Source organism: Ensifer sp. BR816 (assembly GCF_000378985.1).
Taxonomy (GTDB): domain Bacteria; phylum Pseudomonadota; class Alphaproteobacteria; order Rhizobiales; family Rhizobiaceae; genus Sinorhizobium.
Window position 1 is genome coordinate 572,636 of sequence record NZ_KB905370.1, and the last position, 25,700, is coordinate 598,335.

Here is a 25,700-nt window from a genome sequence, read left to right on the forward strand (position 1 = left end):
CGCGGATCGGATTCGATTTTTCGGCAATGATGCAGCCAGTCAGGCGGCGGCGACCTCTGTCCCTTCAAGCGGAGGCGCAGCCGCCCATGCTTCGGAACAATTTGCATGACGGACCCGTCGACCACCTCCGCTCCCTTCGCCGCCAACGAAAAGCTTGGCGCCCTGCTCGTCTTCGGCTCGGCCTTCTTCTGGAGCTTCGGCGGCGCCATCGCACGCTTCCTGCATATTTCCGATAGCTGGACGATCGTCTTCTGGCGCTGCCTGTTTGCCGGTCTTTTTCTGCTTGCCTTCATGCTCGTTCGTGACGGACCGCGCGGCACCCTGGCGCTCTTCCGGGGAATGGGCTGGCAGGGCATTGCCGTTGGGCTCTGCTTCACCACTGCCTCGACCTCCTTCATCATCGCCATTTCCTACACGACGATCGCCAATGTCGTTCTGCTCGGAGCCGGCGTGCCCCTGTTCGCGGCGCTGATGAGCTGGGTGCTGTTTCGTGAACGGGTCTCGCGTTTTACCTGGGGGGCGATCACCGCCGTGATCTTCGGCGTCGCGATCATGGTGTCGGAGAGCCTGACGGGGACCGTCTCGCCGGTCGGCGATGCGCTCGCGCTGCTCATCCCCGTCGTCTTCGCACTTGCAACCGTAATCACCCGCCGCTACCCGCATGTGCGGATGACGCCGGCGACCTGCTTCGGCTGCTTTGCCGCCTGCGCCATTGCGGCAAGCCAGTCGTCCGACCTTTCGGTGACGTCGGGCGAGCTCGCTTTGCTTTTCGTCTTCGGCGCCTTCAATCTCGGACTTGGCATGGCACTGTTCGTCACAGGCGCCCGGCTGGTGCCGTCGGCGCTTGCCGCTTTGCTCGGCACGGCGGAAACCGTGCTTGGCCCCGTGTGGGTCGCCATCATTCATGGCGAGGTGCCAAGTGGCCGGACGATCATCGGCGGTGCTCTCATCTTCCTGGCGCTGCTTGCCTATCTCTTCAACGAGTTCCGACGCCAGCAGAACGGCCCCAGGCGGCCAGTTCGGACGCCGACGCCTTGACATCCATGGCCAAAACCGGGAAGCCATGCGCTTTCTCGATGAAGGACCCTGCCGATGGCCGAAACCAGAACCAAAGACGACAAGCCGCTATTCGGCCGGCCGTGGATCTTCATTCGCGGCGTACCCGCCATGAAGTTCCTGCCACCGGAGGGGCCGACGGAGATCGCCTTTGCCGGACGCTCGAATGTCGGCAAGTCGTCGCTGATCAATGCCCTCGTCGGCCACAAGGGCCTCGCCCGCACCTCCAACACGCCGGGGCGCACGCAGGAACTCAACTATTTCGTGCCCGACGGCTATTCCGGCGAGGCCGATGACCTGCCGCCGATGGCGCTCGTCGACATGCCCGGCTACGGCTACGCCCAGGCGCCGAAGGAACAGGTCGATGCCTGGACGAAGCTTGTCTTCGATTATCTGCGCGGGCGCTCGACGCTGAAGCGCGTCTATGTGCTGATCGACGCCCGCCACGGCATCAAGAAGAACGACGAAGAGGTGCTGGCGCTGCTCGACAAGGTGGCGGTCTCCTATCAGATCGTCTTGACCAAGACCGACAAGATCAAGGCAGCCGGCGTGCCGCGGCTGATTACCGAAACGCTCGACACCATCAAGAAGCGGCCGGCCGCCTATCCGGAGGTATTGTCGACCTCCTCGGAGAAGGGCGCCGGGATCGAGGATCTGCGCGCCGCGATCGAAAACGCCGTGCTGCGCTGAGGCCGGCCCATGCAGCGCCGGCCGACGGGCGCTGCGCAACTCTTTGGACCCCTCACTACCCGGACACGTCCGCTGCCCTATCTCCTGGCTGGCGGCGGCGGATGCTCGTCGCCTCAAGGTCAGAGGAGAGAGACATGTCCGACTTGATTGTCATAGGTTTCGACGCGCCAGAGGAGGCCGACCGGGTTCTCCTCAAGCTCCACAGCCTCAAGAAGGAATATCTGATCGATCTGGAAGATGCGGTCGTCGTGGTGCGCGACGCCGAAGGCAAGGTGCATCTGAAACAGAGCATCAATCTGCCCACCGTCGGCGCGGCCTCCGGCCTCCTGTCAGGCTCGCTCTGGGGCGGACTGGTCGGCTTGCTTTTCCTGAACCCGCTCGCCGGCTTTGCCATCGGCGGCGCGATCGGCGCAGGCGCCGGAGCCCTTTCCGGTTCGCTCGCCGACTATGGCATCGACGACGATTTCATCAAGTCGCTCGGCAGCACGATCCCGAATAACTCCTCTGCCCTCTTCATCCTGGTGCGCAAGGTGCAGCCGGAAAAGGTTCTCGCCGAACTCGCGGGGCTTCGCGGCCGGGTGCTGAAGACATCGCTGTCGCCCGAGCAGGAGCAGAAACTGCAGGCGGCCCTCTCGGATGCGCAGACACCGTCGCCGCAAGCGGGGACGTTTTGAGCCTCGTCGGAGATTGCCCCTCACCCGGGCTGCCGGGTGAGGTTGGGGGAAATGGTTCGCCCCTCACACCGCCGCCGGCGCGAAGGTCAGCGCAAGACCGTTGATGCAGTGCCGCTCGCCGGTCGGCGGCGGTCCGTCATCGAAAATATGGCCGAAATGACCGCCGCAACGCCGGCAATGGCACTCGGTCCTCGTCATGAACAGGGAATTGTCCGCGCGCGTGCCGATGGCACCGGCAAGCGACTGCCAGAAGCTCGGCCAGCCGGTACCGCTGTCGTATTTCGCCTCCGAGGAATAGACCGCCAGACCGCATCCAGCGCAATGGAAGATGCCCTTGCGCTTTTCGTGGTTGAGCGCGCTGCTGAAGGGCCGTTCGGTATCCTCCTGCCTGAGGATGCGGTACTGGGCTTCGCTGAGGACCGCTCGCCACTCGGCATCCGTCCTGGTGATTTCGAAGGCCTCGCCGTGATTCGAAGCCTGCGCGGGCGGGGCGAACCTGTCTGCGGCGATCCAGGCGGAAAATGCCGCGCCCGCCATGAGGAAATTGCGTCGGCTCGTCATCGGAACCTCCCGTCGGCGGCGTCGCCGCCATCTCGGTTGAAGTATAGAGGGCCTGCGCCTGAAGCGACAAACCAATGCGGATCAAACCGCCGTGAAGCACCGGCCACGATGGAATGCCACCGGCCCGCGCGAGGCGCGCAGACCGGTGGCCGGGCGCTCAACCTTTCGGCAACAGCACTTTGTTGATGACGTGGATCACGCCGTTCGACTGCTTCACGTCGGCAATTGTCACCCAAGCGGTGCCGCCGGTCTCGTCGGTCAGGCCGATCTTGCCGCCGTCGGCCTTGGCCTTGAGGATACAGCCGCCGATGGTCTTGACGTCGTGTGCACCGCCGTCGCCCTCGATCATCCTGGCGATCGTCGACGACATCGCATCCGCCGCCACCACGTGGCAGGTCAGGATTTTGGCGAGCTTGTCCTTGTTCTCGGGCTTCAACAGCATGTCGAGCGTCCCGGCCGGCAGTGCGCCGAACGCGTCGTCGGTTGGGGCAAAGACGGTGAACGGCCCCTTGCTTTGCAGCGTCTCGACAAGGCCGGCCGCCTTCACGGCCGCAACTAGCGTGGTGTGGTCCTTCGAATTGGCGGCGTTCTCGACGATATTCTTCTCGGCAAGCATCGGCGCGCCGCCGACCATCGGATTTTCCGCATAAGCGACAGCCGCACCTGCGGCGAGGATGGAGGCGGCGAATAGTGAACGAATCGCGGACGTGAGCATCTTCTGTTCCTTCCTGTTGCGACTTGGCCACGGGACCGCAATCAAGACGGTTCCTCTGGCGTTCTTCGGTTCCCCACCGGGGGAACACGACAAGCAACGGGAGGCGCGAGGAAAGAGTTTCAGTCGCACGCCTTTTTCACTATCCAATTGTAAATAATTGGTTTTTTGTCAAACTGGGTAAAAGCAGCTACGGGCCGCCTCTAAAGACTGCGGGCGCGGCCCTGTGCGATGACTGCTCCCGTCGGCGCGCCGGTCGGGGATCCGCCCAGAGGCTCGATGCTGACGGCGAGTGTCGAACCCGGCGTGAGCTGCCTATGCATGCCCGGTGCAAGGAGGATGCCGCCTTCGCCGGACTGCGGTAGCACGCCGAGCGAGATCGGCGGATCGTCGCCCTTGATCAGCCAGAGTTCGAGGGACTTTTCCTCCGCCTGGCTGGCCGCCGCCGGCGTCAGGCTCAGGCGCCCCGAGGCCGCGTCGAAACGTGCGACGAGATTGACGGCATTGCCTTGTCCGGCAAGGTCCGCCACCAGGCGCTGGCCGCTTGGCGCGCTGCTGAAGAGACCTGCCATCGCCCCCGCCATGACAACGACGGCTGCAAGCGACGCGAGGGCAAGGCTGCGCCACAGGGCAAGGGAGTTCCAGAGACCGGGAGATGGGCGCGTGTCCGTCGCTGCGTCGAAAATTCGGCGCTCGATGGCGGCGTAAACATGCGGCGGCAGCGCGACGGGCTCATAGGCGGCGTCGAGGGAGGCGAGGTTGCTCTGCCAGCGGCTGACCATGGCCGCGAAATTGCGATCGGTTGCCATGCGTGCCTCGACCTTGCGTCGGTCTTCGGCGGACAGAACGCCCAATACGTATTCCCCGGCGATCACCTCGTCGCGGCGAGAGTCCCCACTCTCGGGCTTCTGTGTCGTCATCGTTCCATGCACTCTCTCAACTTCAGGAGGCTGCGCCTCAGCCAAGTCCGCATGGTGTTGAGCGGCACCGCGAACATTTCGGCCAGTTCTTCGTAGCTCAGTCCTTCGACATAGGCCCGGCGAACCGCGTCGGCGCGGTCCTTTTCAAGCTCCTCCATGCACGCATCGATGCGCCTGCCTTCAGACCGGATAACGGCCGATCGCTCCGGATCGTAAGCAGGATCAGCCAAATCATAGGCCTCGTCAATCGCGTTGGCGACGGGTTTTCGTACGCGCAAGAGGTCGATCGCGTGATTGCGGGCAATCGCCGCGAGCCACGACAACGGGCTGGCCTCGCCACTCGCAAAGCGCTCGGCGCGTTCCCAGACCTTGACGTAGATTTCCTGCAGCGCCTCTTCGGCTTCGCTGCGATCCTTCAAGATACGCAAGGCTATGCCGAAGAGTTTCGGGCTCGTCTGGCGGTAGAGTGCGGCAAAGGCGGCACGGTCCCGCAGAGCCACGCGGCCGAGCAGCGCGGAAATCTCCTCATCGGCCATCGTCGCATGCCCCCTAGCAGCGCCGCGCGTCTCATCAGACGCACAAAGGTTGCCGCAGCTGTTTGAAATACTGCATGGCCAGGCCACAACCATAGGACGGAAAGCGTGACGCAGCCAGCCTGCACACTCTATCAGCAAGACGCGTAAAGGTCGCCGGGGCGCCGTGAGAAGATTCCATTCCGATCGTATGTTGCGCCCGGATCATTCCATCGGCAGGAAACATGCGCTAAACAGCAGCCGGTTATTTTCGAGGGTCCGCCATGTCCGCATCAGAAAGTGAAATCCAGGCACGCCTGCTCGCCCAGGCCCTGCCCTATATGCAGCGCTACGAGAACAAGACGATCGTCGTCAAATATGGCGGCCATGCCATGGGCAATCCCGAGCTCGGGCGCGCCTTCGCCAGCGACATCGCGCTGCTGAAGCAGTCCGGCGTCAACCCGATCGTCGTCCACGGGGGCGGCCCGCAGATCGGCGCCATGCTCAACAAGATGGGCATCGAATCGAAATTCGAGGGCGGGCTGCGCGTCACCGACGAGAAGACCGTCGAAATCGTCGAGATGGTGCTCGCCGGTTCGATCAACAAGGAAATCGTCGCGCTCATCAACCAGACCGGCGAATGGGCGATCGGCCTTTGCGGCAAGGACGGCAACATGGTCTTTGCGGAAAAGGCGCGCAAGACCATCAAGGATCCGGATTCCAATATCGAACGCATCCTCGATCTCGGCTTCGTCGGCGAGGTGGTCGAAGTGGACCGCACGCTTCTCGACCTTCTGGCGCGCTCGGAAATGATCCCGGTGATCGCGCCGGTGGCGCCCGGCCGTGACGGCCATACCTACAACATCAACGCCGACACCTTCGCAGGCGCCATCGCCGGCGCGCTCAATGCGACGCGCCTCCTGTTCCTGACCGATGTTCCGGGGGTTCTCGACAAGCAGGGCAATCTCATCAAGGAGCTTTCGGTCGCCCAGGCGCACGCGCTGATCGCCGACGGCACGATTTCCGGCGGCATGATCCCCAAGGTCGAGACCTGCATGGAAGCGATCAAGGCCGGCGTCCAGGGCGTGGTCATCCTCAACGGCAAGACCGCCCATTCGGTGCTCTTGGAGATTTTCACCGAGCGCGGCGCCGGTACGCTGATCGTGCCGTGAGGCGTTTCAGCGCGAATTGCCCTCACGCCCCGCGAGAATTGCCCCTCTCCTCGGGTTCAACCCCGGGTTCAACCCCAGGACTAGCCCTCTCCCCGCACGCGGGGAGAGGGGACTAAGGCGGTGCGGCAAACCCCTTCGCCCCGCTTGCGGGGAGAAGGTCGCGGCAGCGGGATGAGGGGCAAACTCTCGCCAACCTATTTCCCAGCACCCCCATACACCTTCTCCGCCTCGCCCCGCAGCCAGGCGATCATCGCCCGATAGGGGAACGGCCCGTAGCTGACGCGGCCGACGCCGGCGGCGGCAAGGGTTGCGAGGTCCGGCGCACCCGGCTTCATCATGACGTTCACCGGCAGGGACGACTGAGCGCAGAGCTTAGCGATCAGCTCGGCATCGGCGAGCCCCGGCGCGAAGAAGCCGCTGGCGCCCGCTTCGGCATAGGCCTTGGCGCGGGCGACCGCCTCGTGCATCAACCCGGCATGGCGGGTCGCATCGCCTTCCTGCAGGAACAGGTCGGTGCGAGCATTGATGAACAGCGGGACGTTCTGGCGTTCGGCCATCTCGCGGATCGCGCGGATGCGGGCCGCCTGCTTGCCGGTCGGGTGAACCCCGCCCTTGCCGACGACCTGATCCTCGAAATTGATGCCGATCGCACCGGCATCGATCAGTTGCGCCACATTGGCCGCACCCTGGGCCGGGTCTTCCGAATAGGCGCCTTCGAAATCGACCGACAGCGGCAGGTCGGTCGCGGCGACGATCTCGCGGGCGATCTCGACCAGCAATTGCAGCGGGATCTTCTGCCCGTCCCCGAAACCATGCGCGGCCGCCACCGACCAACTCCCCGTGGCCAACGCCTTGGCGCCGGCCTCGGCCACGCAATGGGCGCTGCCCGCATCCCAGATATTGTAAAGAACGATCGGATCGCCCTTGCGGTGCAGCGCCTGAAAGGCACGCGCCCTTTCCTCCTGGTTCATCGCATCTCCTCCGTAAACAGGCCGACAGGTCTCATTTTTCCTTCGTGCCGAAGCAGCCATTGCTTTCGCTCGAGGCCGCCACCGTATCCCGTCAGCGATCCGTCCGCGCCGATGCAGCGATGGCAGGGGACGACGATCGCGATGCGGTTGGCGCCATTGGCTCTCGCCACGGCGCGCACCGCCTGCATCGTAGCGACTTCCCGCGCAATGTCGCTATAGGATCGCGTCTCGCCGATCGGTATTTGCGTCAACCTTGCCCATACCTGCCGCTCGAAGGCGCTGCCATCGAGAGCCAGGGGGGTGAGAAATTCGCCTGACTGACCGGCGAAATAGGCCTTGAGTTCCGCCTCGATCTGTTCGATGGGCGCGGCCCTGCCCGGCACGACGGCCGAGCGCGTCGTTCGTTTCAGCTTTTCCAACTCGGCCGGCAATGCCTTGCGATCGTGAAATTCGAGCAAATGGAGGTGCGTCTGGTCGGCGACGGCCACCATGGGCCCGAGCGGCGTGTCGATCCAGTCGGCGAAGAGCAGTTCGCGGCCTTGCGCCTTGGCCGGCGCCGCGCCGATCAGCCTCGCAAAGGCGGTGCGGAAGCCGCTTGGCGATTCGTAGCCCGCTTCGACCTGCGCCGCGATGACACTGGCACCGGCGGATAGCTGGCGGGCAGCCTCTACCATGCGCCGCTGGCGGGCCAGGTCGAGAAAGGTGACGCCCATGCTCCGCTTGAAGGCGCGACGGACGGTCGACGGATCGAGGCCGCGCCCCACGAGATCGTCTTCGGTCCAGCGCCGGTCCGGATGGCGATCGAGGAGCTTCAGCAGTTGCTCGACGAGCGGCTCCTTGCCGGCAGCCTGCTCCAGCGGCCGGCATCGCTCGCAGGGCCTGAAACCGGAATTGACGCAGGCCGCGATGCTGTCGAAAAACAGCGTGTTTTCCCGCTTCGGCTTGCGGGCCGGGCAGGAAAGTCGGCAGAAGATGCCGGTGCTCTTCACGCAGGCAAAGGCCTGGCCCTCATAGTCGGAACTGCGGGCCAGCTGCGCGTCGTAAAGGATGTCGTCGTTCGGCAAATCGAAAAGCATGCCGCGTTTGTAGCATCCTATGATTGAATCGTCCGCCGAAATTCGGGCGCTTATTCTACGTCGGAATGCGCCGGCTAGAGCACCAGCAGCATCACGACGCCGAGCACGATCAGCAGGCAGCCGACGAGTTCGAGCCGGTTGATCCATTCGCGGAAGACGAAGAAGGACGAGGCGAAGGTGAACAGCATCTCGACCTGTGCCACGACCTTGACGATCGCCGCCTGCTGCAGCGTCATCGCCATGAACCAGCCGAAGGATGCCGACGAGCCGACGAAGCCGACGATGAAGGCGGGCTTCCAGGCCGCACCGATCCGCTTCAGTTCGTCGGGCTCGCGCGCCACGATCCAAAGAAGCATGACGACGGTCTGCAGCAGGATGACGAAACCGAGCGTGAAACTCGCCTGCATGATGTAGTCCGGCGCCGGCAGGCTGGGGGCGAGTGCCAGCGACGCCGAACGATAGGAGACCGCCGAAAGCCCGAAGAAAGTGCCGGACATGAGGCCTATGCCGGCGGTGCGGCTGAAGACCGAGGTCAGCAGCGACCGGGCGCTGAGCGTCGTGCGGGCCACGGAGATCAGCATGACCCCGACCACCGAGATTGCGATCGCCACCAGCGTCCCCTGGCTTGCCCTTTCGCCGAGAAAGATCAGCCCGAAGAGCGCCGCCTGGGCCGGCTCGGTGCGGGAATAGGCGGTGCCGACCGCGAAGTTGCGGAAGGAGAAGAGGTGAACCAGCAGGAATGTCGCGGCGATCTGTGCCAGGCCGCCGATGATTGCCCAGAGAAAGAAGGAGCCGTTCGGCACCGGCAGGGGGTGGCCCGAAACGCGCCAGAGCAGGAGGAGATAGAGGAGCGCGAAGGGCAGTCCGAAGCCGAAACGCACGAAGGTGGCGCCGGTCGTGCCCATGGCGCCTTTGAGATGCTTCTGCATGGAGGAGCGGATATTTTGCAGAAAGGCCGCGCCGATGGTGATGAGAACCCAGGTTTCCATAGCTGCGAGCTAGCACGCAGGTCCGGACATTGCCAAGAACTCCGTGGAGCTACGGTGTTTCGATCCGCTTTTCCTGAGCCTCCGCCAGATTGACGGCCTGACCGAACACGAGCGGCGGCCCGTCCTGCTCGAAATTCTTCACGCGCTCGTCGTAGTTCGGCGAGATCGTGCCCAGGACGCGATCCCAGAACGAGAAATAGTTGCCGTAGTTGTAGCGGAACCCGGAATGATGCTGGTCATGGAACGCCGTGGACAACAGAGGCGACGGATAACGCGTCGTCGATGAGGCGAAATACTCGAAGCCGCAATGCCCGAACATGCCGTTGAAATGCTCGAACAGTCTTTGCGCGATGAGAATCGCCGGCGGAAACGGGACGACGAATACGATGACGGCTGAAAAGCCCTGCAATAGGAAATTGTCGAGAACATCCTCCGAATAGGTGCTCCAGATCGTTGGCGCGACGCTTTTGTGATGCAGTGCGTGCAGGGGATAGAGCCACTTGGTGTGCAGCAGCCGGTGCATGAAATAGAACCAGGTATCGTAGAGGAACATGCACAGGACAAAGAGCGGCACCGTCGTCCACCAGTTGAAGGCCCAGGGGGCCGGCGCCCAGCCCTTTTGCTGGGCGTAGAGGCCGATCGTCAGCGGCAGGCAGGCGCTGAACATCGACGCCAGGCTCTGGCGGATTTCCGCGTTGCGGCGCTTGTCGGAACCGCGCCCCTTCTGGATCTTCCGCTCAGGATTGCGGTCGTTGACCCAGGTCAGGCCGTAGCCGAGGGCGAAATAGGTGACGACCGTCGTTAAGTAGAATCCGAACAGAAACAGCAGATAGAACAGTTCGTCCGACATCGGCACCGGCATCCCCCGAGCGAAAACCAAGCCGGCCGGAAGATGCCATGCCTCTTTGACAATTCAAAGTAGAAATGTTGGCGGCGGCAGGCCGGCCCCTGCAGCGGCCGTGCATTTTCTCGTTTGCCGGCGCCCATACCCATGTCATAAGGCGGCGATGAAAAAGCTCGATCGCCTGCCGACCCACGCCGAATTCGCCCATGTCACCGACTGGGTCTTCGATCTCGACAACACGCTCTACCCGCACCACGTCAATCTCTTCGCGCAGATTGACCGCAACATGACGGCTTACGTGGCCGAGCTCCTGTCGCTCGAGCCCTCGGAAGCGAAGAAGCTGCAGAAGGAATATTACCGCGATCACGGCACCACCCTGCAGGGGCTGATGATCCATCACCGCATCGATCCGAACGATTTTCTCGAACGGGCGCATGCGATCGACTACAGCGTCGTCCCGGCAAATCCCGATCTCGGCGAGGCGATCAAGGCGCTGCCCGGCCGCAAGTTCATCTTCACCAATGGCAGTGTCGTCCATGCGGAGATGACGGCGCGCGCGCTCGGCATCCTCGACCATTTCGACGATATTTTCGACATTGTCGCCGCCGGCTACGTGCCGAAGCCGGCCGGCGATACTTATGACAAGTTCATGAGCCTGCACCGCGTCGACACGCAGCATGCAGCGATGTTCGAGGATCTGCCGCGCAACCTCCTGGTGCCGAAGGCGCTCGGCATGAAGACCGTGCTCCTGGTGCCGCGCAACCTCGAATATGAGTTCGCGGAAGCCTGGGAGACCTCCAGCGACGCCGACGAGCAGATCGATTACGTCACCGAGGATCTCGCCGGATTCCTGCGCCGGGTCGTGTCGGCGGGCTAAACGCCCGCCCGAAACCTACCGCTGGCCGGACGCCATCGGGACGGCGCGCGGATCCACGGTTGCGTAGAAGCGGGCGATGATCTCCCAGGCCTCTTCGGCGGTTTCGACGAAATGCACGAGGTCGATGTCGTTCGGGGCGATCGTGCCGAATTCGGCGAGCGCTTCGAAATTGATGATCGAGCGCCAGAACTTCTCGCCGAAGAGAACGAGCGGCACGAGTGCCAGGCGTCCGGTCTGCATCAGCGTCATGGTCTCGAACAGCTCGTCGAGCGTGCCGAAGCCCCCCGGGAAGACCGCCACCGCCTTGGCGCGCAGCAGAAAATGCATCTTGCGGATGGCGAAATAGTGAAAGTTGAACGACAGTTCCGGCGTGACGTAGCTGTTCGGCGCCTGCTCATGCGGCAGAACGATATTGAGGCCGATCGACGGTGCGCCGACGTCCGCCGCACCGCGGTTTCCCGCCTCCATGACGCCGGGACCGCCGCCGGTGACGATCACATATTCCTTGTGGCCGAGCTTGGCGGACTGCTCGGAACAGATTCGGGCGAACTTGCGTGCCTCGTCGTAATAGACCGAGGCGGCTTCCAGGTTCTTGCGCTGAGTCTCGTTCTTGGCCGCCCAGGCATCGCCGCCGGGTTCGGGTATGCGCGCGCCGCCGAACATGACGACGGTCGAGTTGATGCCGCGCTCCTCGAGCATCATCTCCGTCTTCAGGAGCTCGAGCTGCAGGCGCACGGGCCTCAGTTCCTCGCGGCACAGGAAATCGTCGTCGACATAGGCAAGCCGATAGGTCGGAGAGGCCGATTGGGGCGTCAGCGGAACGGTCGAGGCGCGCTGCCTGCTTTGCGAGCTGTCTGCCAGAGGATCCCAGACCCCGCCCTTGCCGCGCAGGTTGCGCTTCTTCATGCGTCCCATATTTCTCGTCCCGTCGCGTTCCGGACAGCCGGCATCTCGTCCGGACATGTCCATTCCTGTGCCGTTCGGCCATAAGTGCGTCTCTCTGCCGGAAACGGGCAGGCTTGCCAAGTCCCCCGTTCGGAGAGCGGGCCGAAAAGCCATTCAACTTTTCAGGCCCGGGCGCCGCAAGGATGCACTTTCTTCGGGCGTAAATGGGGGCTGCGGCCCGCTGAATGGCCGGCCAAACCGTCCTTTAATCGGTTCCGATTCGAGAAATTATGCAGTAGAGCTTGCTGGACAACGCGAACCTAAGGAAATCCGATGACGAACCACGACCTCGCCTCCCTGTCGCAGACGATCGAGACCGCCTTTGATGATCGCGAGGCCGTCAGCACCAGCACACGCGGCCCGATCCGCGACGCAGTGGAGGCGGCGCTGAACCTGCTCGACGGCGGCAAGGTGCGCGTCGCCGAGCGTAGCGCCGACGGCAACTGGACCGTCAACCAGTGGCTCAAGAAGGCCGTGCTGCTCTCCTTCCGGCTGAACCCGATGGAACTCGTCAGGGGCGGACCGGGCGAATCCGTCTGGTGGGACAAGGTCCCCTCCAAATTCGACGGCTGGAGCGTCAACGAGTTCGAGAAGGCCGGCTTCCGCGCCGTCCCGAACTGCGTCGTGCGCCGTTCCGCCTATATCGCTCCGAGCGCGGTCCTGATGCCCTCCTTCGTCAATCTCGGCGCCTATGTCGGCGAGGGTACGATGGTCGATACCTGGGCGACAGTCGGCTCCTGCGCGCAGATCGGCAAGAACGTGCATCTTTCCGGCGGCGTCGGCATCGGCGGCGTCCTGGAGCCGATGCAGGCCGGGCCGACGATCATCGAGGACAATTGCTTCATCGGTGCCCGCTCCGAAGTCGTCGAGGGCTGCGTCGTCCGCGAGGGCTCGGTCCTCGGCATGGGCGTCTTCATCGGCAAGTCGACGAAGATCGTCGACCGCGCCACCGGCGAAGTGATGTATGGCGAAGTACCGCCCTACTCCGTCGTTGTCGCCGGCTCGATGCCGTCCGGCTCGACCATGGCCAACGGCCAGCCGGCGCCGCACCTCTATTGCGCCGTCATCGTCAAGCGCGTCGACGAGAAGACCCGTTCCAAGACCGGCATCAACGAACTGCTCCGGGATTGATCATGGCCGAGGAGGGGCGGCAGCCGAGCATGACCTGGCTGTTCTTCAGCCCCTCCGGCCGGATCGGCCGCCTGCCCTTCTTCCTCTCCTGGCTTTTCTGGTTCGTCGTCGGCGGCGTCATCCTGATGCAGATGCTGAAATACGAGGACCAGGACGCGGCGCTGGCGCTCTGGACGCTGGCGATGATCGGCTCCGGCATCGCCTCGACCGTTTCAATCGCCATGCTGGCGATCAAGCGGCTGCATGATATCGGCTATCCGGGCCCGCTCGCCCTTTGTCTGTTCATTCCGGTGCTGAGCCCCATCGTCTTCATCGCGCTCTGTCTCTGGCCCGGCGCGCAAGGCGCCAACGAATTCGGCGGGCGCCGCAACGGTCCGAGGCGTTGACCATCGGCCCCTGTACATTCCTAGTCCCAAAGCGTATGTAGCGCGGCAATGAACTGGGCCGCGACGTGTTGCCCGCGGCTATCGACGCCCGATGACGACCTGATCGAGGTCCGCTCGTCTACCGGCGCGAACCGAACTCCGAAAGACGAGAGATGACAGAATTTGAAGGGATCGCACCGGCGATCGCCGAGGCGTTGGCGAAACGCGGTTACAACACGCTGACACCGGTTCAGCAGGCGATGCGCGACCCGGCGCTCGACGGCGCCGACGCGCTGGTTTCCGCTCAGACCGGCTCCGGCAAGACCGTCGCCTTCGGCCTGGCGCTGGCGCCGACGCTGCTCGGAGCGGCAAGGCAATTCGGCACCCCGGAGGCGCCGCTGGCGCTCGTCATCGCGCCGACGCGCGAGCTGGCCTTGCAGGTGAAACGCGAGCTCGAATGGCTCTACGAGATTGCCGGGGCGACGATCGCGTCCTGCGTCGGCGGCATGGACATCCGCAGCGAACGACGCGCGCTCGAACGCGGCGCCCATATCGTCGTCGGCACGCCGGGCCGGCTCTGCGACCACATCCGCCGCGACTCGCTCGATATCTCCGCCTTGCGCGCCGTGGTGCTGGACGAGGCGGACGAGATGCTCGATCTCGGCTTCCGCGAGGATCTGGAATTCATTCTGGAAGCATCGCCGGCCGAACGCCGAACGCTGATGTTCTCGGCGACCGTGCCGCGCTCGATCGCGACGCTCGCCAAGAACTACCAGCGCGACGCCGTGCGGATCGGCGTCGCTTCCGAACAGAAGCAGCACGGCGACATCGAATACCGGTCCCTCCTCGTCGCCCCGAGCGACCGCGAGAACGCCATCATCAACGTGCTACGCTACTACGAGGCCCGCAATGCGATTGTCTTCTGCTCGACCCGCGCTGCGGTCAACCACCTGACGGCTCGCTTCAACAATCGCGGCTTCTCGGTCGTGGCCCTCTCCGGCGAACTCAGCCAGAACGAGCGCACCCACGCGCTGCAGGCGATGCGCGACGGCCGTGCCCGGGTCTGCATCGCGACGGACGTCGCCGCCCGCGGCATCGACCTGCCGGGCCTCGAGCTCGTCATCCATGCGGATCTGCCGACCAATTCCGAGACGCTTCTGCACCGCAGCGGCCGCACCGGTCGCGCCGGTCAGAAGGGCGTCAGCGCCTTGATCGTGCCGGTCAATCAACGGCGGAAGGCGGAGCGACTGCTGGATGGCGCCCGGATCACCGCTGCCTGGGCGAAGCCGCCGTCGGCGGACGAGGTGACGCGCCGCGACGAGGAGCGTCTCCTCGCCGATACGGCTTTCGACGAGCCGCTCCGCGACGACGAACAAGAGATCGTGCAGGCGCTGATCAAGCGTCACGGCGCCGAGAAGCTCGCCGCCGCCTTTCTGCGGCAGTTCCGTTCCAACCGTTCCGCCCCCGAAGATCTTTCCGATGTCTCCCTTTCCGATGACCGGAAAAAGGGTCGCCGCGACGGCCCGGCTTTTGCTGGAGACAGCGCCCCCGCGCCCCGCGCGGACTTCGCCGACGGCCAATGGGTCTCGCTCTCCGTCGGGCGCAAGCAGAACGCCGAACCCCGCTGGCTGATCCCGATGCTCTGCCGCCATGGCAAGCTCACCAAGCGCGACATCGGCGCGATCCGCATGCAGCCGGAGGAAACCTATGTGGAGCTGACGGCCGAGGGCGCCGAGCGCTTCCTCGCGGCGATCGGCCCGAACCGGACCCTGGAAAAGGGCATTCGCGTTAAGACGCTGCCGGGCGCCCCGGACGGCTCGCGGCCGCGCGACGACAAGCAAGAATTCGCGAAGAAGCGGCCGCGACCGGCAGAAGCTCAGCCGGAGCGTGGCCACAAGGACTTCGAACCGAAGCGCAAATTCGAAAAGAAGCCTGCCGCCGGCCAGGACGCGCATCCGGAGAGGCGCGACGAAAAGCCCTGGAGCAAGAAGAAGGGGAAGCCCGACGCGAGAAAGGCAGCCGGCGACTTCAAGCCGAAAGCCAAGCGCAACAACGCCAAGAACCGTCAGGCCTGATTTATTCGGGTTACGCGCCGTCGACTTGCGACTGCGCGACCACTTTCACCACCCAGTCGGCAAAGACGCGCAGCCGGCTGCTCAAATGGCGGTTCGGCGGATAGACCAGATAGACCGGCATCGATTCGACCTGCCAATCGGCAAGCACCGGAACCATGGTGCCGGCGCGGAGATCGCCGCGCACCATGAAGTGCGGCGCCTGGATGACCCCCATTCCCGCGCGCGCGGCCGCGACATAGCTCGTCGCCTCGTTCGCCGCCACGCTATAGCGGCAATTGACCTCGATTTCCTCGCTGCCGCGCCGGAAGTGGAAAGGCATCTGCTGACCGGTGGTCGGGCGGAAATAGCCGACGGCATAGCAGTTCTTCTCGAGGTCGGAGGGATGCTGCGGCGCTGGGTGCCTCTCGAGGAAGTCCGGCGTGGCGCAGGTGATGAACTTCATCTCCGTGATGCGCCGGGCGATCAGCGACTGGTCCGTCAGCGCACCGCCGCGGATCGCGCAATCGACGTTTTCGGCCAGATAGTCGACGTTGCGGTCGGACACGCCGAGATCGATCTGGATATCGGGATACTTGCGGTGAAACTCAGGCAGCGCCGGAATGATGATCAGGTTGGCGAAGGCGCTCGCCGTTTCGACGCGCAGCCGGCCCTTCGGCAGGCTCTGGGCACTCGAAAGGCTACCATCCAGTTCATCGATGTCGGAGAGCAGGCGCGCGGCGCGTTCGTAGTAGAGCGCACCGTCCGGCGTCACCAGAACCCGCCGCGTCGTGCGATTGAGAAGCTTGGTGCGAAGATGCGCCTCCAGGCCCTGGATGAGATTGGTAACGGTCGCCTTCGGCATGTTGAGAGAAGCGGAGGCCCGGGTGAAATTGCCGGTCTCCACCACTCGAAGGAACACGCGCATGGCCGTAAGCTGGTCCATTTTCAATAGCCAATTGTTCGAAATACCGAATAGTGTAATCAGCGCCCACGGACTATTCCAGAAGAAAGACAATGTTAGGATGTGACCGTCGCGGGTTGTCCCTCATCTAGGGATTCACCCATTGTCGAGGCAAGAGATGGACACGCATTTTACCGAAGAGACGATGCAGACGGGCCAGGGCTCGTGCCGCGCGCGCGTCTACAAGGGTGCGTCGTTGCTCGCACCGCCGCCGGTCGTCCTGCATCTGCACGGCGGTAGCTTCACGGGAGATTCGGTCGCGGCCGGAGAGAAGGTCGCAGGAGCACTCTCCGCTGCCGGTGCGGTCGTCATCTCGCCGGAATATCCGTCGGCCTGTCTCAACCCGTTTCCGGCGGCTCTCGACGCCGCCTATGCCATGCTCGCTTCGATGCGCAGCCGCTGTCCGCAGTTCGCGCACAAGAAGTCGTTGCTGTTCGTCGCCGGCGAGGAGGCGGGCGGCAACCTCGCCGCCGGCCTGGCGCTGATGGCGCGGGATCAGTTTCTGACCGACCTCAAGGGCCAGATCCTGCTTTCGCCGCTGCTCGATCCCTGCCTGGCGACGCCGTCGTTCCGCAAGTTCTGTCCGCAGAGCTCGGTCCAATCGATCGCCGACGGCTGGCAGCAATATCTCGGCGAAGGCAGCGGCCTGACCCACCCTTACGCGGCGCCCGGCCATTGCACCCGGCTCGGCGGTCTCGTTCCGGCCCTCGTGGTCACCAGCGAGGAGTGTCCGATGCGAGACGAGGCCAAGGCCTATGCCGAGCGCCTGCGCACAGCCGGGGTTCCGGTGGAGATGCACGTCCTGCCCGGCCGTGCCGCGTGGGTCCCGGCCAATGTCTCGGCCCAGCAAAGCTGGCCCGAACAGGAAGAAATCATATCCGGCATTTTCTCCCGCTTCTTCGAGAAGGCGGGAGCGAAGGCCACACAGAAGTAAGCAGACATTTAGAGCCGGCTCCCACCCGGCAAGGAGAGACCATGACGTCGAGCGTTACTCGCCGCGCCCTGTGGGGCGCCGGCCTCAGCATTCTATTGTCCGTCACCGGCGGAGCAGCCGTCTTTCTCGGCCTGCCCGCCCGCCTGCAGGCGGATGCCGCAACCGAAGCGGCACCCGCTGCTCCTCCCGCCGTTCCGGTTTCCGTCGCCAAGGCGGAGACGCGCCGGATCACGACCTGGGAGAGCTTCTCGGGCCGGCTCGAGGCGATCGAGCGCGTCGAAGTCCGTCCCCGCGTCGGCGGCTCGATCCTCAGCGCCCATTTCCGCGAGGGTGCCCTCGTCGACAAGGGCGACCTGCTCGTGACCATCGATCCTGAGCCCTATGCGGCGGCCGTCGAGCGCGCCGAAGCGGAGGTCTCGGCGGCGGAGGCGCGGGTGGCGTTTGCGAAAACCGAACTCGAACGCGGCCGCAAGCTGGTTTCCACCAGCGCCATCCCGCAGAGCGGCGTCGACCAGCGGCTCAGCACCTATGACGAGGCACAGGCCAATGTCCGCTCGGCCAAAGCGGCGCTGCGCTCCGCCAGATTGGACCTGCAATATACCGAGGTGCGCGCGCCGATTGCCGGACGCGTCGGCAGGCTCGAGGTAACCTCCGGCAATCTCGTCGCCGCGGGCTCCGCCTCGCCGATCCTGACGACGCTGGTCTCGATCGATCCGATCTATGCGAGCTTCAATGTCAGCGAGGAAGTGGTTGCGGCGGCACTCGCCAAGCTTTCCGCTTCTGCCGATGCCGAAGCGATCGAGCGCATTCCGGTGCAGATCGGCACCGCCGCCGATGAAGGCACGCCGATCAGCGGCCATATCCAGCTCATCAACAACGAGGTGGATGCGGCAACCGGCACCATCCGCGTCCGGGCGGCGCTCGAAAATGCCGACGGCCGGCTGATCCCGGGCCAGTTCGTCCGCATCCGCATCGGCGATCCGGCGCCGGCAGAGAAGCTGGTGATCAGCGACCGCGCCATCGGCTCCGACCAGGACAAGAAATTCGTGCTGGTCGTCGGTTCCGACAACAAGGTCGAATACCGGCAGGTCACCCTCGGACCGACGGCTGACGGCCTGCGGATCGTCGAGACCGGCCTGAAGCCCGGCGAAAGCATCGTCGTCAACGGCCTGCAGCGTGTCCGTCCCGGCGTCGTCGTCGCGCCGCAACCGGTCGAGCAGGCAACCGCGTCGATCGCGAAACCATAGTTAGGCGCGCCCTGCCTCTGAGGGCAGGGAAGCGAGTAGACATCCAACGGCATGCATCGGCTCGCGGCGGACCTTTCCGCCGCAGACGCCCTCTGTTTGCCCGAAGTTCCCAAGGGGGATCGTTATGAACTTCTCACGCTTTTTCGTCGACCGCCCGGTCTTCGCGGGCGTTCTTTCCGTGCTCATCTTCGTCGCCGGCCTGATCGGCATGACAGGCCTGCCGATCTCCGAATATCCGGAGGTCGTGCCGCCGCAGATCGTCGTGCGCGCCCAGTATCCAGGCGCCAACCCGGCCGTCATCGCCGAAACCGTCGCGACCCCGCTCGAAGAGCAGATCAACGGCGTCGAGGGCATGCTCTACATGCAGAGCCAGGCGACCGCCGACGGGCTGATGACGCTGACCGTCACCTTCGAACTCGGCACCGATCCGGACCAGGCCCAGCAGCTCGTACAGAACCGCGTCGCGCAGGCCGAACCGCGCCTGCCGGAGGAAGTACGCCGGCTCGGCGTCACCACCGTCAAGAGCTCGCCGGACCTGACGCTCGTCGTGCACCTGATCTCGCCCAACGGCCAGTACGATATCAACTATCTGCGCAACTACGGCGTCCTGAACGTCAAGGACCGGCTGGCCCGCGTCGAGGGCGTCGGCCAGGTGCAGATCTTCGGCGGCGGCGACTATTCGATGCGCGTCTGGATCGACCCGGAGAAGGCCGCCGAGCGCGGTCTCGCCGCGAGCGACATCGCCAATGCGATCCGCGGACAGAACGTCCAGGCCGCCGCCGGCGTGATCGGCGCCTCGCCGTCCGTTGCCGGCCTCGACCTGCAGCTCTCCGTCAACGCCCAGGGGCGGCTCAGGACGCCGGAGGACTTTGCCGGGATCGTCGTTAAATCCGGCGCCAATGGCGAAATCACCCGCCTCGGCGACGTTGCCCGCGTCGAAATGGGCGCGGCGGACTATTCGCTGCGCTCGCTGCTCGACAACAAGGCTGCCGTCGGCATGGGCGTCTTCCAGGCGCCCGGCTCCAACGCCATCCAGATCTCCGAAAACGTCCACAAGGCGATGGCCGAGCTGAAGCAGACGATGCCCGAGGGCGTCGACTACGAAATCGTCTACGATACGACGCAATTCGTCCGGGCATCGATCGAATCGGTCGTCCACACCCTGCTCGAAGCGATCGCGCTCGTCGTCCTCGTCGTCATCGTCTTCCTGCAGACCTGGCGCGCCTCGATCATCCCACTCGTCGCGGTTCCGGTCTCGATCGTTGGCACCTTTGCGGTGATGTATGTCTTCGGCTTCTCGATCAATGCGCTCAGCCTCTTCGGCCTGGTGCTGGCGATCGGCATCGTCGTCGACGATGCGATCGTCGTCGTCGAAAACGTCGAACGCAACATCGCCCAGGGCCTCTCGCCGGTGCAGGCGACCTATCGCGCCATGCAGGAAGTCTCCGGGCCGATCATCGCGATCGCCCTGGTGCTCGTCGCCGTCTTCGTACCGCTGGCCTTCATCACCGGGCTCACCGGCCAGTTCTACCGCCAGTTCGCGCTGACCATCGCGATCTCGACGGTGATTTCCGCCCTCAACTCCCTGACGCTGTCGCCGGCGCTTGCCGCGCTTCTGTTGAAGGACCACCACGCGCCGAAGGACCGCCTGACGCGGATCATGGACGCGCTGTTCGGCTGGTTCTTCCGCGGCTTCAACCGCTTCTTCGGGGCGAGCTCGGAGGCCTATGGCCGCGGCGTCGGCGGCATCCTGACGCGCAAGTCGCTGATCATGGGCGTCTATGTCGTCCTCATCGGCGTCACCTTCGTCCTTTTCCGCTCCGTCCCCGGCGGCTTCGTGCCGGCGCAGGACAAGCAATATCTGATCGGCTTCGCGCAATTGCCGGACGGGGCGACGCTCGACCGCTCGGAGGACGTCATCCGTCGGATGAGCGACATCGCCCTCAAGCATCCCGGCGTCGAGCACGCCATCGCCTTCCCGGGCCTGTCGATCAACGGCTTCACCAATTCCTCGAACTCCGGCATCGTCTTCGTGTCGCTGAAGCCGTTCGAGGAGCGCATGACGCCGGAACTATCGGGCGGGGCGATCGCCATGCAGTTGAACCAGGAGTTCGGCGCGATCCAGGACGCCTTCATCGCCATGTTCCCGCCGCCGCCCGTCCAGGGCCTCGGCACGACCGGCGGTTTCAAGCTGCAGATCGAGGACAAGAACGGCCTCGGTTACCGGGCGCTCGACGATGCGGCCAAGGCCTTCCTGGCGCAGGCTGCTCAAACGCCGGAACTGGCCGGGCTCTATTCGAGCTACCAGATCAACGTGCCGCAGCTCTATGCCGACCTCGACCGGACCAAGGCGCGGCAGCTCGGCGTCGCGGTCACGGACGTGTTCGAGACGCTGCAGATCTATCTGGGCTCGCTCTATGTCAACGACTTCAACGCCTTCGGCCGCACCTACAGTGTGCGCATCCAGGCCGACGCGAACTACCGCAGCCACGCCGACGATATCGGCAAGCTGAAGGTCCGTTCGCAATCGGGCGAGATGATCCCGCTCTCGGCGCTCTTGAAGGTCGAGCAGACGGTCGGAGCCGAGCGAGCGATCCGCTACAACGGCTTCCTCGCCGCCGACATCAATGGCGGGCCGGCACCGGGCTTCTCCTCCGGCCAGGCGCAGGCGGCCATTGAGCGGATCGCGGCCGAGACGCTGCCGCCCGGCATCTCCTACGAATGGACGGACCTGACCTACCAGCAGATCCTCGCCGGCAATTCGGGAATCCTGATCTTCCCGCTGGCGCTGCTGCTCGTCTATCTGGTGCTGGCGGCCCAGTATGAGAGCCTGCTGCTGCCGATATCGATCATCCTGATCGTGCCGATGGGCATCATGGCGGCGCTCACCGGCGTCTGGCTGACGGGCGGCGACAACAACGTCTTCACGCAGATCGGCCTGATCGTGCTCGTCGGCCTCTCGGCGAAGAATGCGATCCTGATCGTCGAGTTCGCCCGCGAGCTGGAGCTCTCCGGCAGCAGCGCCGTCAGCGCCGCGATCGAGGCGAGCCGGCTGCGCCTCAGGCCGATCCTGATGACCTCGATGGCCTTCATCATGGGTGTTGTGCCGCTCGTCACCTCGACCGGCGCCGGCGCGGAAATGCGCTCGGCCATGGGCGTTGCGGTCTTTGCCGGCATGATCGGCGTCACCGCCTTCGGCATCTTCATGACGCCGGTCTTCTACGTGCTGATCCGCAAGCTCTCCGGCGAGCGGCCGCTGAAGCACGCCGGCGGCCATATCGAGGCGCCGCATCTGACCCCCGGCGAGTAGCTTTCCCGCCGGATTGCATAAAGCGGGCCGGACCTTCGTCCGGCCCGCTTTCGTTTCAATGGCGCACGCTGTCCAATCGGGCGTGACAGTTGGGGACCGATCGGATAAACCAGCGATCTCAGTTCCTTGGCCCACCGGCTCCGCAGGCATTCCACCCGATGTTCCCGACCGATCCGATCTCCAATCTCGCCTCCCTCATCCGTTGCCCCTCGGTCACCCCGGCCGAAGGCGGCGCGCTCACGGCGCTCGAATCGATGCTGGCGCCGCTCGGCTTCACAGTCGATCGGGTCGTGGCGAAGCACGCGGGCACACCGGATATCGAGAACCTTTACGCCCGGCTCGGCACTGAGGGCCCGCATCTGACGTTCGCCGGCCATACGGATGTCGTGCCGGTCGGCGGCGAGGCCGCCTGGACCCACCCGCCCTTTTCCGCCGAAATCGCCGGCGGTGAAATGTACGGGCGTGGCGCCGTCGACATGAAGGGGGGCATTGCCTGCTTCGTCGCGGCGGTCGCCCGTCATGTCGAAAAGCATGGGCGTCCGAACGGCTCGATCTCCTTCCTCATTACCGGCGACGAGGAGGGCCCGGCGATCAACGGCACGGTGAAGCTTCTCGAATGGGCCGCCCAAAAAGGCGAGCGCTGGGATGCCTGCCTCGTCGGGGAGCCGACCAATCCCGACAAGCTCGGCGACATGATCAAGATCGGCCGTCGCGGTTCGCTTTCCGGCCGGATCACCGTCCACGGCGTTCAGGGCCATGCGGCCTATCCACACCTTGCCGACAGTCCGGTGCGCGGCATTCTGCAGCTGACGCAAGCACTGATGGACCCGCCCTTCGACAATGGCACGGAGAATTTCCAGCCGTCCAATCTGGAGGTCACGACGATCGATGTCGGCAACGCCGCCGTCAACGTCATCCCGGCCAAGGCGAGCGCCGCCTTCAACATCCGCTTCAACGACCGCTGGACGGCGGAAAGCCTGAAGGCGGAGATCGTCGCCCGTCTCGACCGTGCGGCGAAGGACGGTGCGCTCCGGCCCGGCCGCGATCCGGTGAGATACGACATCGTCTGGAATGAGCGCCCGAGCCAGGTCTTCCTGACGCGCAACAATGCGCTGATCGATTCGCTCTCCGGTGCGGTCGAGGCCGTGACCGGGCGCCAACCGAAGCTTTCGACCACCGGCGGCACGTCGGACGCCCGTTTCATCAAGGACTATTGCCCGGTCGTCGAGTTCGGCCTCGTCGGCCAGACGATGCACATGGTCGACGAGCGCGTCGCCGTCGCCGATCTCGAGACCTTGACCGAGATCTACGAGACCTTCATCGCCCGCTGGTTCGACCATGCCGCTGCTTGATGAGGTTCTCGCCTATATCAAGGGGCTCTGGCTGCTGATCCAGGGCAAGCAGGAAGGCTATCAGTGGCTGGACATCAGCGAAGGCGGCCTGTGGCGCTCCTTCGCGGCCATCCTCTGGTCGCTGCCGGCCATGGCCGTGTCCTGGGCGTCCTGGCGGCTCTACTATCTTTCGGCGATGCCGGGCGGCACGACGGTCGGCATCGGCTTTTTCCTCAAGCTGCTCGTCGTCGATCTCGTCAGCTGGCTGCTGCCGATCGTGCTGATCGCCGCGCTCTCGCGCCCGCTCGGCTTCGCCGGACTGGTCGTGCCTGTGGTCGTCACGACGAACTGGCTTTCGGTCCCGCTTTCCTATGCCATGGCAATTCCGGCTGCGATCCTGCTGCTGGCGCGCGGTGGCAATCAGCTCACGGTTCTCTTGTCGCTGATCGTCCTTGCTGCCGGCGTCTTCCTGCTCTTCCGGCTGCTGCGCACCGTAACGGGCAACCAGAACCTGCTCGCCGCCGCGTTGACGGCTCTTTACCTGCTGCCGTCGATGATGCTCGTGCAATATCTCCAGCACCTCTTCGGGCTGATACCCGGCTGAGCGAAGGGGTCAGTAATCGACCTGCATGAAGAACAGGCCATCCGGCGGGGCAACGGGTCCGCAGGCCTTGCGGTCGCGCGCCTCGAGTGCGGCCTTGAGGTCGTCGGGGCTCCACTTGCCCTCGCCGACGAGCTTCAGTGAGCCGGCGAAGGAGCGGATCTGATTGTGCAGGAAGCTTTGCGCCGTCGCGCGGATCTCGATCAATTCGCCGCTGCGGGTGACATCCAGCCGATCGATGGTGCGCAGCGGACTGGTCGCCTGGCAATGGGCCGACCGGAACGTCGTGAAATCGTGATGGCCGACGAGATGTTGTGCGGCCGCGTGCATCGCCTCGTGGTCCAGCGTCTTCGGCACCCACCAGGCGCGCCGCGCCTCGAGCGCCAGCGGCGAACGGCGGGAAATGATGCGGTAGAGATAGTGCCTGCGGAGGGCCGAGAAGCGCGCGTCGAATTCCGGTGGGGCTTCGGCCGCGTCGAGAATCGAGACCCGCTCGCCGGCAAGCGTCAGGTGGGCATTCAGCGCATTGCGCAGCGTGTGCGTCTTCCATTCGCGGGTCATGTCGAGATGCGCCACCTGGCCCATGGCGTGAACGCCGGAATCGGTGCGTCCCGCACCGCGGATCGACACGGTCTCGCCGGTCAGGGACAGCACCGCCTTCTCGATCGCCCCTTGTACGGAGGGGCCGTTCTCCTGCCGCTGCCAGCCGACATAGTCGGAGCCGTCATATTCGACGGTCAGGCGATAGCGCGGCATCAGGAAATCCTCGTGCCGGCGGCGATCGGCGTGCCGCGCAGAAAGTCAGGCGTCGCAAGCGCCTTGCCGCCGGCCCGCTGCAAGCGCGTCGGCCGCACCGCGCCGTCGCCGCAGGCGATCGTCAGGCCGTCGTCCAGGACCGTGCCGGCCGCGCCGGTTCCCGCAGCGCGCTCCGAGCCGAGCACCTTGATCCGCTCCATCCGCCCGGCGATCTCGAGCTCGAACCAGGCGCCGGGAAAGGGCGCGAGGCCACGGATGTGATTGTGGACATCGGTTGCCGGCCTGGTGAAATCGATGCGCGTCTCGTCCTTGGCGATCTTTGCGGCATAGGCGACGCCTTCCACGGGCTGCGGCGTCAGCGTCAGTTCGCCCATCTCGAGCTGCACCATCGCCTCCTTCATCAGCGCGGCCCCGACATGCATCAGCTTGTCGTGCAGCTCGCCGGCCGTCATCGTCTCGCCGATCGGGACAGACTTGACGAGCGCCACGGGGCCGGTGTCTAGGCCCCTGTCCATTTTCATCACCATCATGCCGGTCTCTCGGTCGCCGGCCATGATCGCCCTCTGGATCGGCGCCGCACCCCGCCAGCGCGGCAGCAGCGAGGCGTGGCCGTTATAGCAGCCATGGCGGGTGCCGGAGAGGATCTCCTCCGGCAGCAGCAGGCCATAGGCGACGACGACCGCGACATCGGCATTGAAATCCCGAAAGGTTTGCCGATCCGCCGCTTGCCTGAAGTTGACGGGTGTCAACACCGGAACGCCGAGAAGTTCGGCCGCCTGATGCACCGGCGACTTTTGCAGGTCGAGGCCGCGCCGGCCGCCCGGGCGCGGCGGCTGCGTATAGACGGCGACGATCTCGTGACGCGCCTCGACGAGGGCAGAGAGCGTCGGCACGGAGAATTCCGGTGTTCCCATGAAGATGATGCGAAGCGGCAAGGCGGTGAACTCCGTCTTTCTCAAATGCTTGAGACTGCAGCGGCTCCGAGCCAAACGCCCCGCGAGGCGCAGCGCG

At 64.8% G+C, this 25,700-nt stretch carries 25 protein-coding genes; 13 read left to right on the plus strand and 12 right to left on the minus strand.

Annotated features, from left to right (window positions below; translation table 11 throughout):
* The first annotated feature begins 105 nt into the window (after positions 1 to 105).
* The 3 genes from RHIBR816_RS0102695 (at position 106) to RHIBR816_RS0102705 (ending at position 2,420) form a co-directional block, all read left to right on the plus strand.
* Positions 106 to 1,038 (plus strand): DMT family transporter, encoded by a 933-nt coding sequence (locus tag RHIBR816_RS0102695; RefSeq protein ID WP_018234991.1) that lies wholly within the window; start codon positions 106 to 108, stop codon positions 1,036 to 1,038.
* Positions 1,039 to 1,092: 54 nt separating this feature from the next.
* Positions 1,093 to 1,746: a ribosome biogenesis GTP-binding protein YihA/YsxC gene (gene yihA, locus RHIBR816_RS0102700; protein WP_018234992.1), complete on the plus strand. Its 654-nt coding sequence runs from the start codon at positions 1,093 to 1,095 to the stop codon at positions 1,744 to 1,746.
* 134 nt (positions 1,747 to 1,880) lie between these two features.
* Complete coding sequence (locus RHIBR816_RS0102705; RefSeq protein ID WP_018234993.1) at positions 1,881 to 2,420, plus strand: DUF1269 domain-containing protein; 540 nt, start codon at positions 1,881 to 1,883, stop codon at positions 2,418 to 2,420.
* 63 nt (positions 2,421 to 2,483) lie between these two features.
* On the opposite strand, the gene msrB is transcribed toward RHIBR816_RS0102705, so the two are convergent.
* The 4 genes from msrB to RHIBR816_RS0102725 all read right to left on the minus strand — a co-directional run bounded on the left by msrB (position 2,484) and on the right by RHIBR816_RS0102725 (position 5,149).
* A complete protein-coding gene (gene msrB / locus RHIBR816_RS0102710) occupies positions 2,484 to 2,981 on the minus strand; it encodes a peptide-methionine (R)-S-oxide reductase MsrB (RefSeq protein ID WP_018234994.1) in 498 nt (165 codons plus the stop codon).
* 157 nt (positions 2,982 to 3,138) lie between these two features.
* The gene (locus tag RHIBR816_RS0102715; protein ID WP_018234995.1) at positions 3,139 to 3,696 is read right to left on the minus strand and encodes a fasciclin domain-containing protein; all 558 of its coding nucleotides are present in this window, start codon (positions 3,694 to 3,696) and stop codon (positions 3,139 to 3,141) included.
* Positions 3,697 to 3,896: 200 nt separating this feature from the next.
* Complete coding sequence (locus tag RHIBR816_RS0102720; protein ID WP_018234996.1) at positions 3,897 to 4,613, minus strand: anti-sigma factor domain-containing protein; 717 nt, start codon at positions 4,611 to 4,613, stop codon at positions 3,897 to 3,899.
* Entirely contained in the window at positions 4,610 to 5,149 is a 540-nt protein-coding gene (locus RHIBR816_RS0102725; RefSeq protein WP_018234997.1) for a sigma-70 family RNA polymerase sigma factor, read from the minus strand. Before RHIBR816_RS0102725 ends, RHIBR816_RS0102720 begins: the two co-directional genes overlap by 4 nt.
* 260 nt (positions 5,150 to 5,409) lie before the next feature.
* Here RHIBR816_RS0102725 and argB point away from each other — a divergent pair, with 260 nt between their 5' ends.
* The gene (argB, locus tag RHIBR816_RS0102730) at positions 5,410 to 6,297 is read left to right on the plus strand and encodes an acetylglutamate kinase (protein ID WP_012706663.1); all 888 of its coding nucleotides are present in this window, start codon (positions 5,410 to 5,412) and stop codon (positions 6,295 to 6,297) included.
* A gap of 194 nt (positions 6,298 to 6,491) precedes the next feature.
* On the opposite strand, the gene RHIBR816_RS0102735 is transcribed toward argB, so the two are convergent.
* The 4 genes from RHIBR816_RS0102735 to RHIBR816_RS0102750 all read right to left on the minus strand — a co-directional run bounded on the left by RHIBR816_RS0102735 (position 6,492) and on the right by RHIBR816_RS0102750 (position 10,183).
* Positions 6,492 to 7,268 (minus strand): isocitrate lyase/phosphoenolpyruvate mutase family protein, encoded by a 777-nt coding sequence (locus RHIBR816_RS0102735; protein WP_018234998.1) that lies wholly within the window; start codon positions 7,266 to 7,268, stop codon positions 6,492 to 6,494.
* Entirely contained in the window at positions 7,265 to 8,344 is a 1,080-nt protein-coding gene (locus RHIBR816_RS0102740) for a bifunctional transcriptional activator/DNA repair enzyme AdaA (protein ID WP_018234999.1), read from the minus strand. The genes RHIBR816_RS0102735 and RHIBR816_RS0102740 overlap by 4 nt, the downstream gene beginning before the upstream one ends.
* 74 nt (positions 8,345 to 8,418) lie before the next feature.
* A complete protein-coding gene (locus RHIBR816_RS0102745; protein ID WP_018235000.1) occupies positions 8,419 to 9,333 on the minus strand; it encodes an EamA family transporter in 915 nt (304 codons plus the stop codon).
* Between the two features lie 49 nt (positions 9,334 to 9,382).
* The gene (locus RHIBR816_RS0102750) at positions 9,383 to 10,183 is read right to left on the minus strand and encodes a sterol desaturase family protein (protein WP_034814818.1); all 801 of its coding nucleotides are present in this window, start codon (positions 10,181 to 10,183) and stop codon (positions 9,383 to 9,385) included.
* 157 nt (positions 10,184 to 10,340) lie between these two features.
* Between RHIBR816_RS0102750 and RHIBR816_RS0102755 the strand changes: the two genes are divergently transcribed.
* A complete protein-coding gene (locus RHIBR816_RS0102755; protein ID WP_018235002.1) occupies positions 10,341 to 11,054 on the plus strand; it encodes a pyrimidine 5'-nucleotidase in 714 nt (237 codons plus the stop codon).
* Positions 11,055 to 11,069: 15 nt separating this feature from the next.
* On the opposite strand, the gene RHIBR816_RS0102760 is transcribed toward RHIBR816_RS0102755, so the two are convergent.
* Complete coding sequence (locus tag RHIBR816_RS0102760; RefSeq protein ID WP_018235003.1) at positions 11,070 to 11,969, minus strand: LOG family protein; 900 nt, start codon at positions 11,967 to 11,969, stop codon at positions 11,070 to 11,072.
* Between the two features lie 303 nt (positions 11,970 to 12,272).
* Here RHIBR816_RS0102760 and dapD point away from each other — a divergent pair, with 303 nt between their 5' ends.
* From dapD to RHIBR816_RS0102775, 3 genes are all read left to right on the plus strand, one after another.
* Positions 12,273 to 13,130, plus strand: a complete 858-nt coding sequence (dapD, locus tag RHIBR816_RS0102765; protein WP_018235004.1) for a 2,3,4,5-tetrahydropyridine-2,6-dicarboxylate N-succinyltransferase — start codon at positions 12,273 to 12,275, stop codon at positions 13,128 to 13,130.
* 2 nt (positions 13,131 to 13,132) lie between these two features.
* Positions 13,133 to 13,516, plus strand: coding sequence for a DUF805 domain-containing protein (locus RHIBR816_RS0102770; protein ID WP_026186574.1), 384 nt, complete (start codon positions 13,133 to 13,135; stop codon positions 13,514 to 13,516).
* Positions 13,517 to 13,668: 152 nt separating this feature from the next.
* On the plus strand, positions 13,669 to 15,570 hold the full coding sequence (locus RHIBR816_RS0102775; RefSeq protein ID WP_018235006.1) for a DEAD/DEAH box helicase: 1,902 nt from the start codon (positions 13,669 to 13,671) through the stop codon (positions 15,568 to 15,570).
* A 10-nt stretch (positions 15,571 to 15,580) separates the two neighbouring features.
* On the opposite strand, the gene RHIBR816_RS0102780 is transcribed toward RHIBR816_RS0102775, so the two are convergent.
* On the minus strand, positions 15,581 to 16,492 hold the full coding sequence (locus RHIBR816_RS0102780) for a LysR family transcriptional regulator (protein ID WP_018235007.1): 912 nt from the start codon (positions 16,490 to 16,492) through the stop codon (positions 15,581 to 15,583).
* 136 nt (positions 16,493 to 16,628) lie between these two features.
* Between RHIBR816_RS0102780 and RHIBR816_RS0102785 the strand changes: the two genes are divergently transcribed.
* The 5 genes from RHIBR816_RS0102785 (at position 16,629) to RHIBR816_RS0102805 (ending at position 23,936) form a co-directional block, all read left to right on the plus strand.
* Entirely contained in the window at positions 16,629 to 17,444 is an 816-nt protein-coding gene (locus RHIBR816_RS0102785; RefSeq protein WP_018235008.1) for an alpha/beta hydrolase, read from the plus strand.
* Positions 17,445 to 17,485: 41 nt separating this feature from the next.
* On the plus strand, positions 17,486 to 18,691 hold the full coding sequence (locus RHIBR816_RS0102790) for an efflux RND transporter periplasmic adaptor subunit (protein WP_018235009.1): 1,206 nt from the start codon (positions 17,486 to 17,488) through the stop codon (positions 18,689 to 18,691).
* 124 nt (positions 18,692 to 18,815) lie between these two features.
* Positions 18,816 to 22,001, plus strand: coding sequence for an efflux RND transporter permease subunit (locus tag RHIBR816_RS0102795; protein ID WP_018235010.1), 3,186 nt, complete (start codon positions 18,816 to 18,818; stop codon positions 21,999 to 22,001).
* 158 nt (positions 22,002 to 22,159) lie between these two features.
* Entirely contained in the window at positions 22,160 to 23,353 is a 1,194-nt protein-coding gene (gene dapE, locus RHIBR816_RS0102800) for a succinyl-diaminopimelate desuccinylase (protein ID WP_018235011.1), read from the plus strand.
* Complete coding sequence (locus tag RHIBR816_RS0102805; RefSeq protein ID WP_018235012.1) at positions 23,340 to 23,936, plus strand: hypothetical protein; 597 nt, start codon at positions 23,340 to 23,342, stop codon at positions 23,934 to 23,936. The genes dapE and RHIBR816_RS0102805 overlap by 14 nt, the downstream gene beginning before the upstream one ends.
* A 9-nt stretch (positions 23,937 to 23,945) precedes the next feature.
* On the opposite strand, the gene truA is transcribed toward RHIBR816_RS0102805, so the two are convergent.
* Positions 23,946 to 24,689, minus strand: coding sequence for a tRNA pseudouridine(38-40) synthase TruA (truA, locus tag RHIBR816_RS0102810; RefSeq protein ID WP_018235013.1), 744 nt, complete (start codon positions 24,687 to 24,689; stop codon positions 23,946 to 23,948).
* Complete coding sequence (gene fmt, locus RHIBR816_RS0102815; RefSeq protein WP_026186575.1) at positions 24,689 to 25,624, minus strand: methionyl-tRNA formyltransferase; 936 nt, start codon at positions 25,622 to 25,624, stop codon at positions 24,689 to 24,691. Before fmt ends, truA begins: the two co-directional genes overlap by 1 nt.
* Positions 25,625 to 25,700 lie beyond the last annotated feature (76 nt).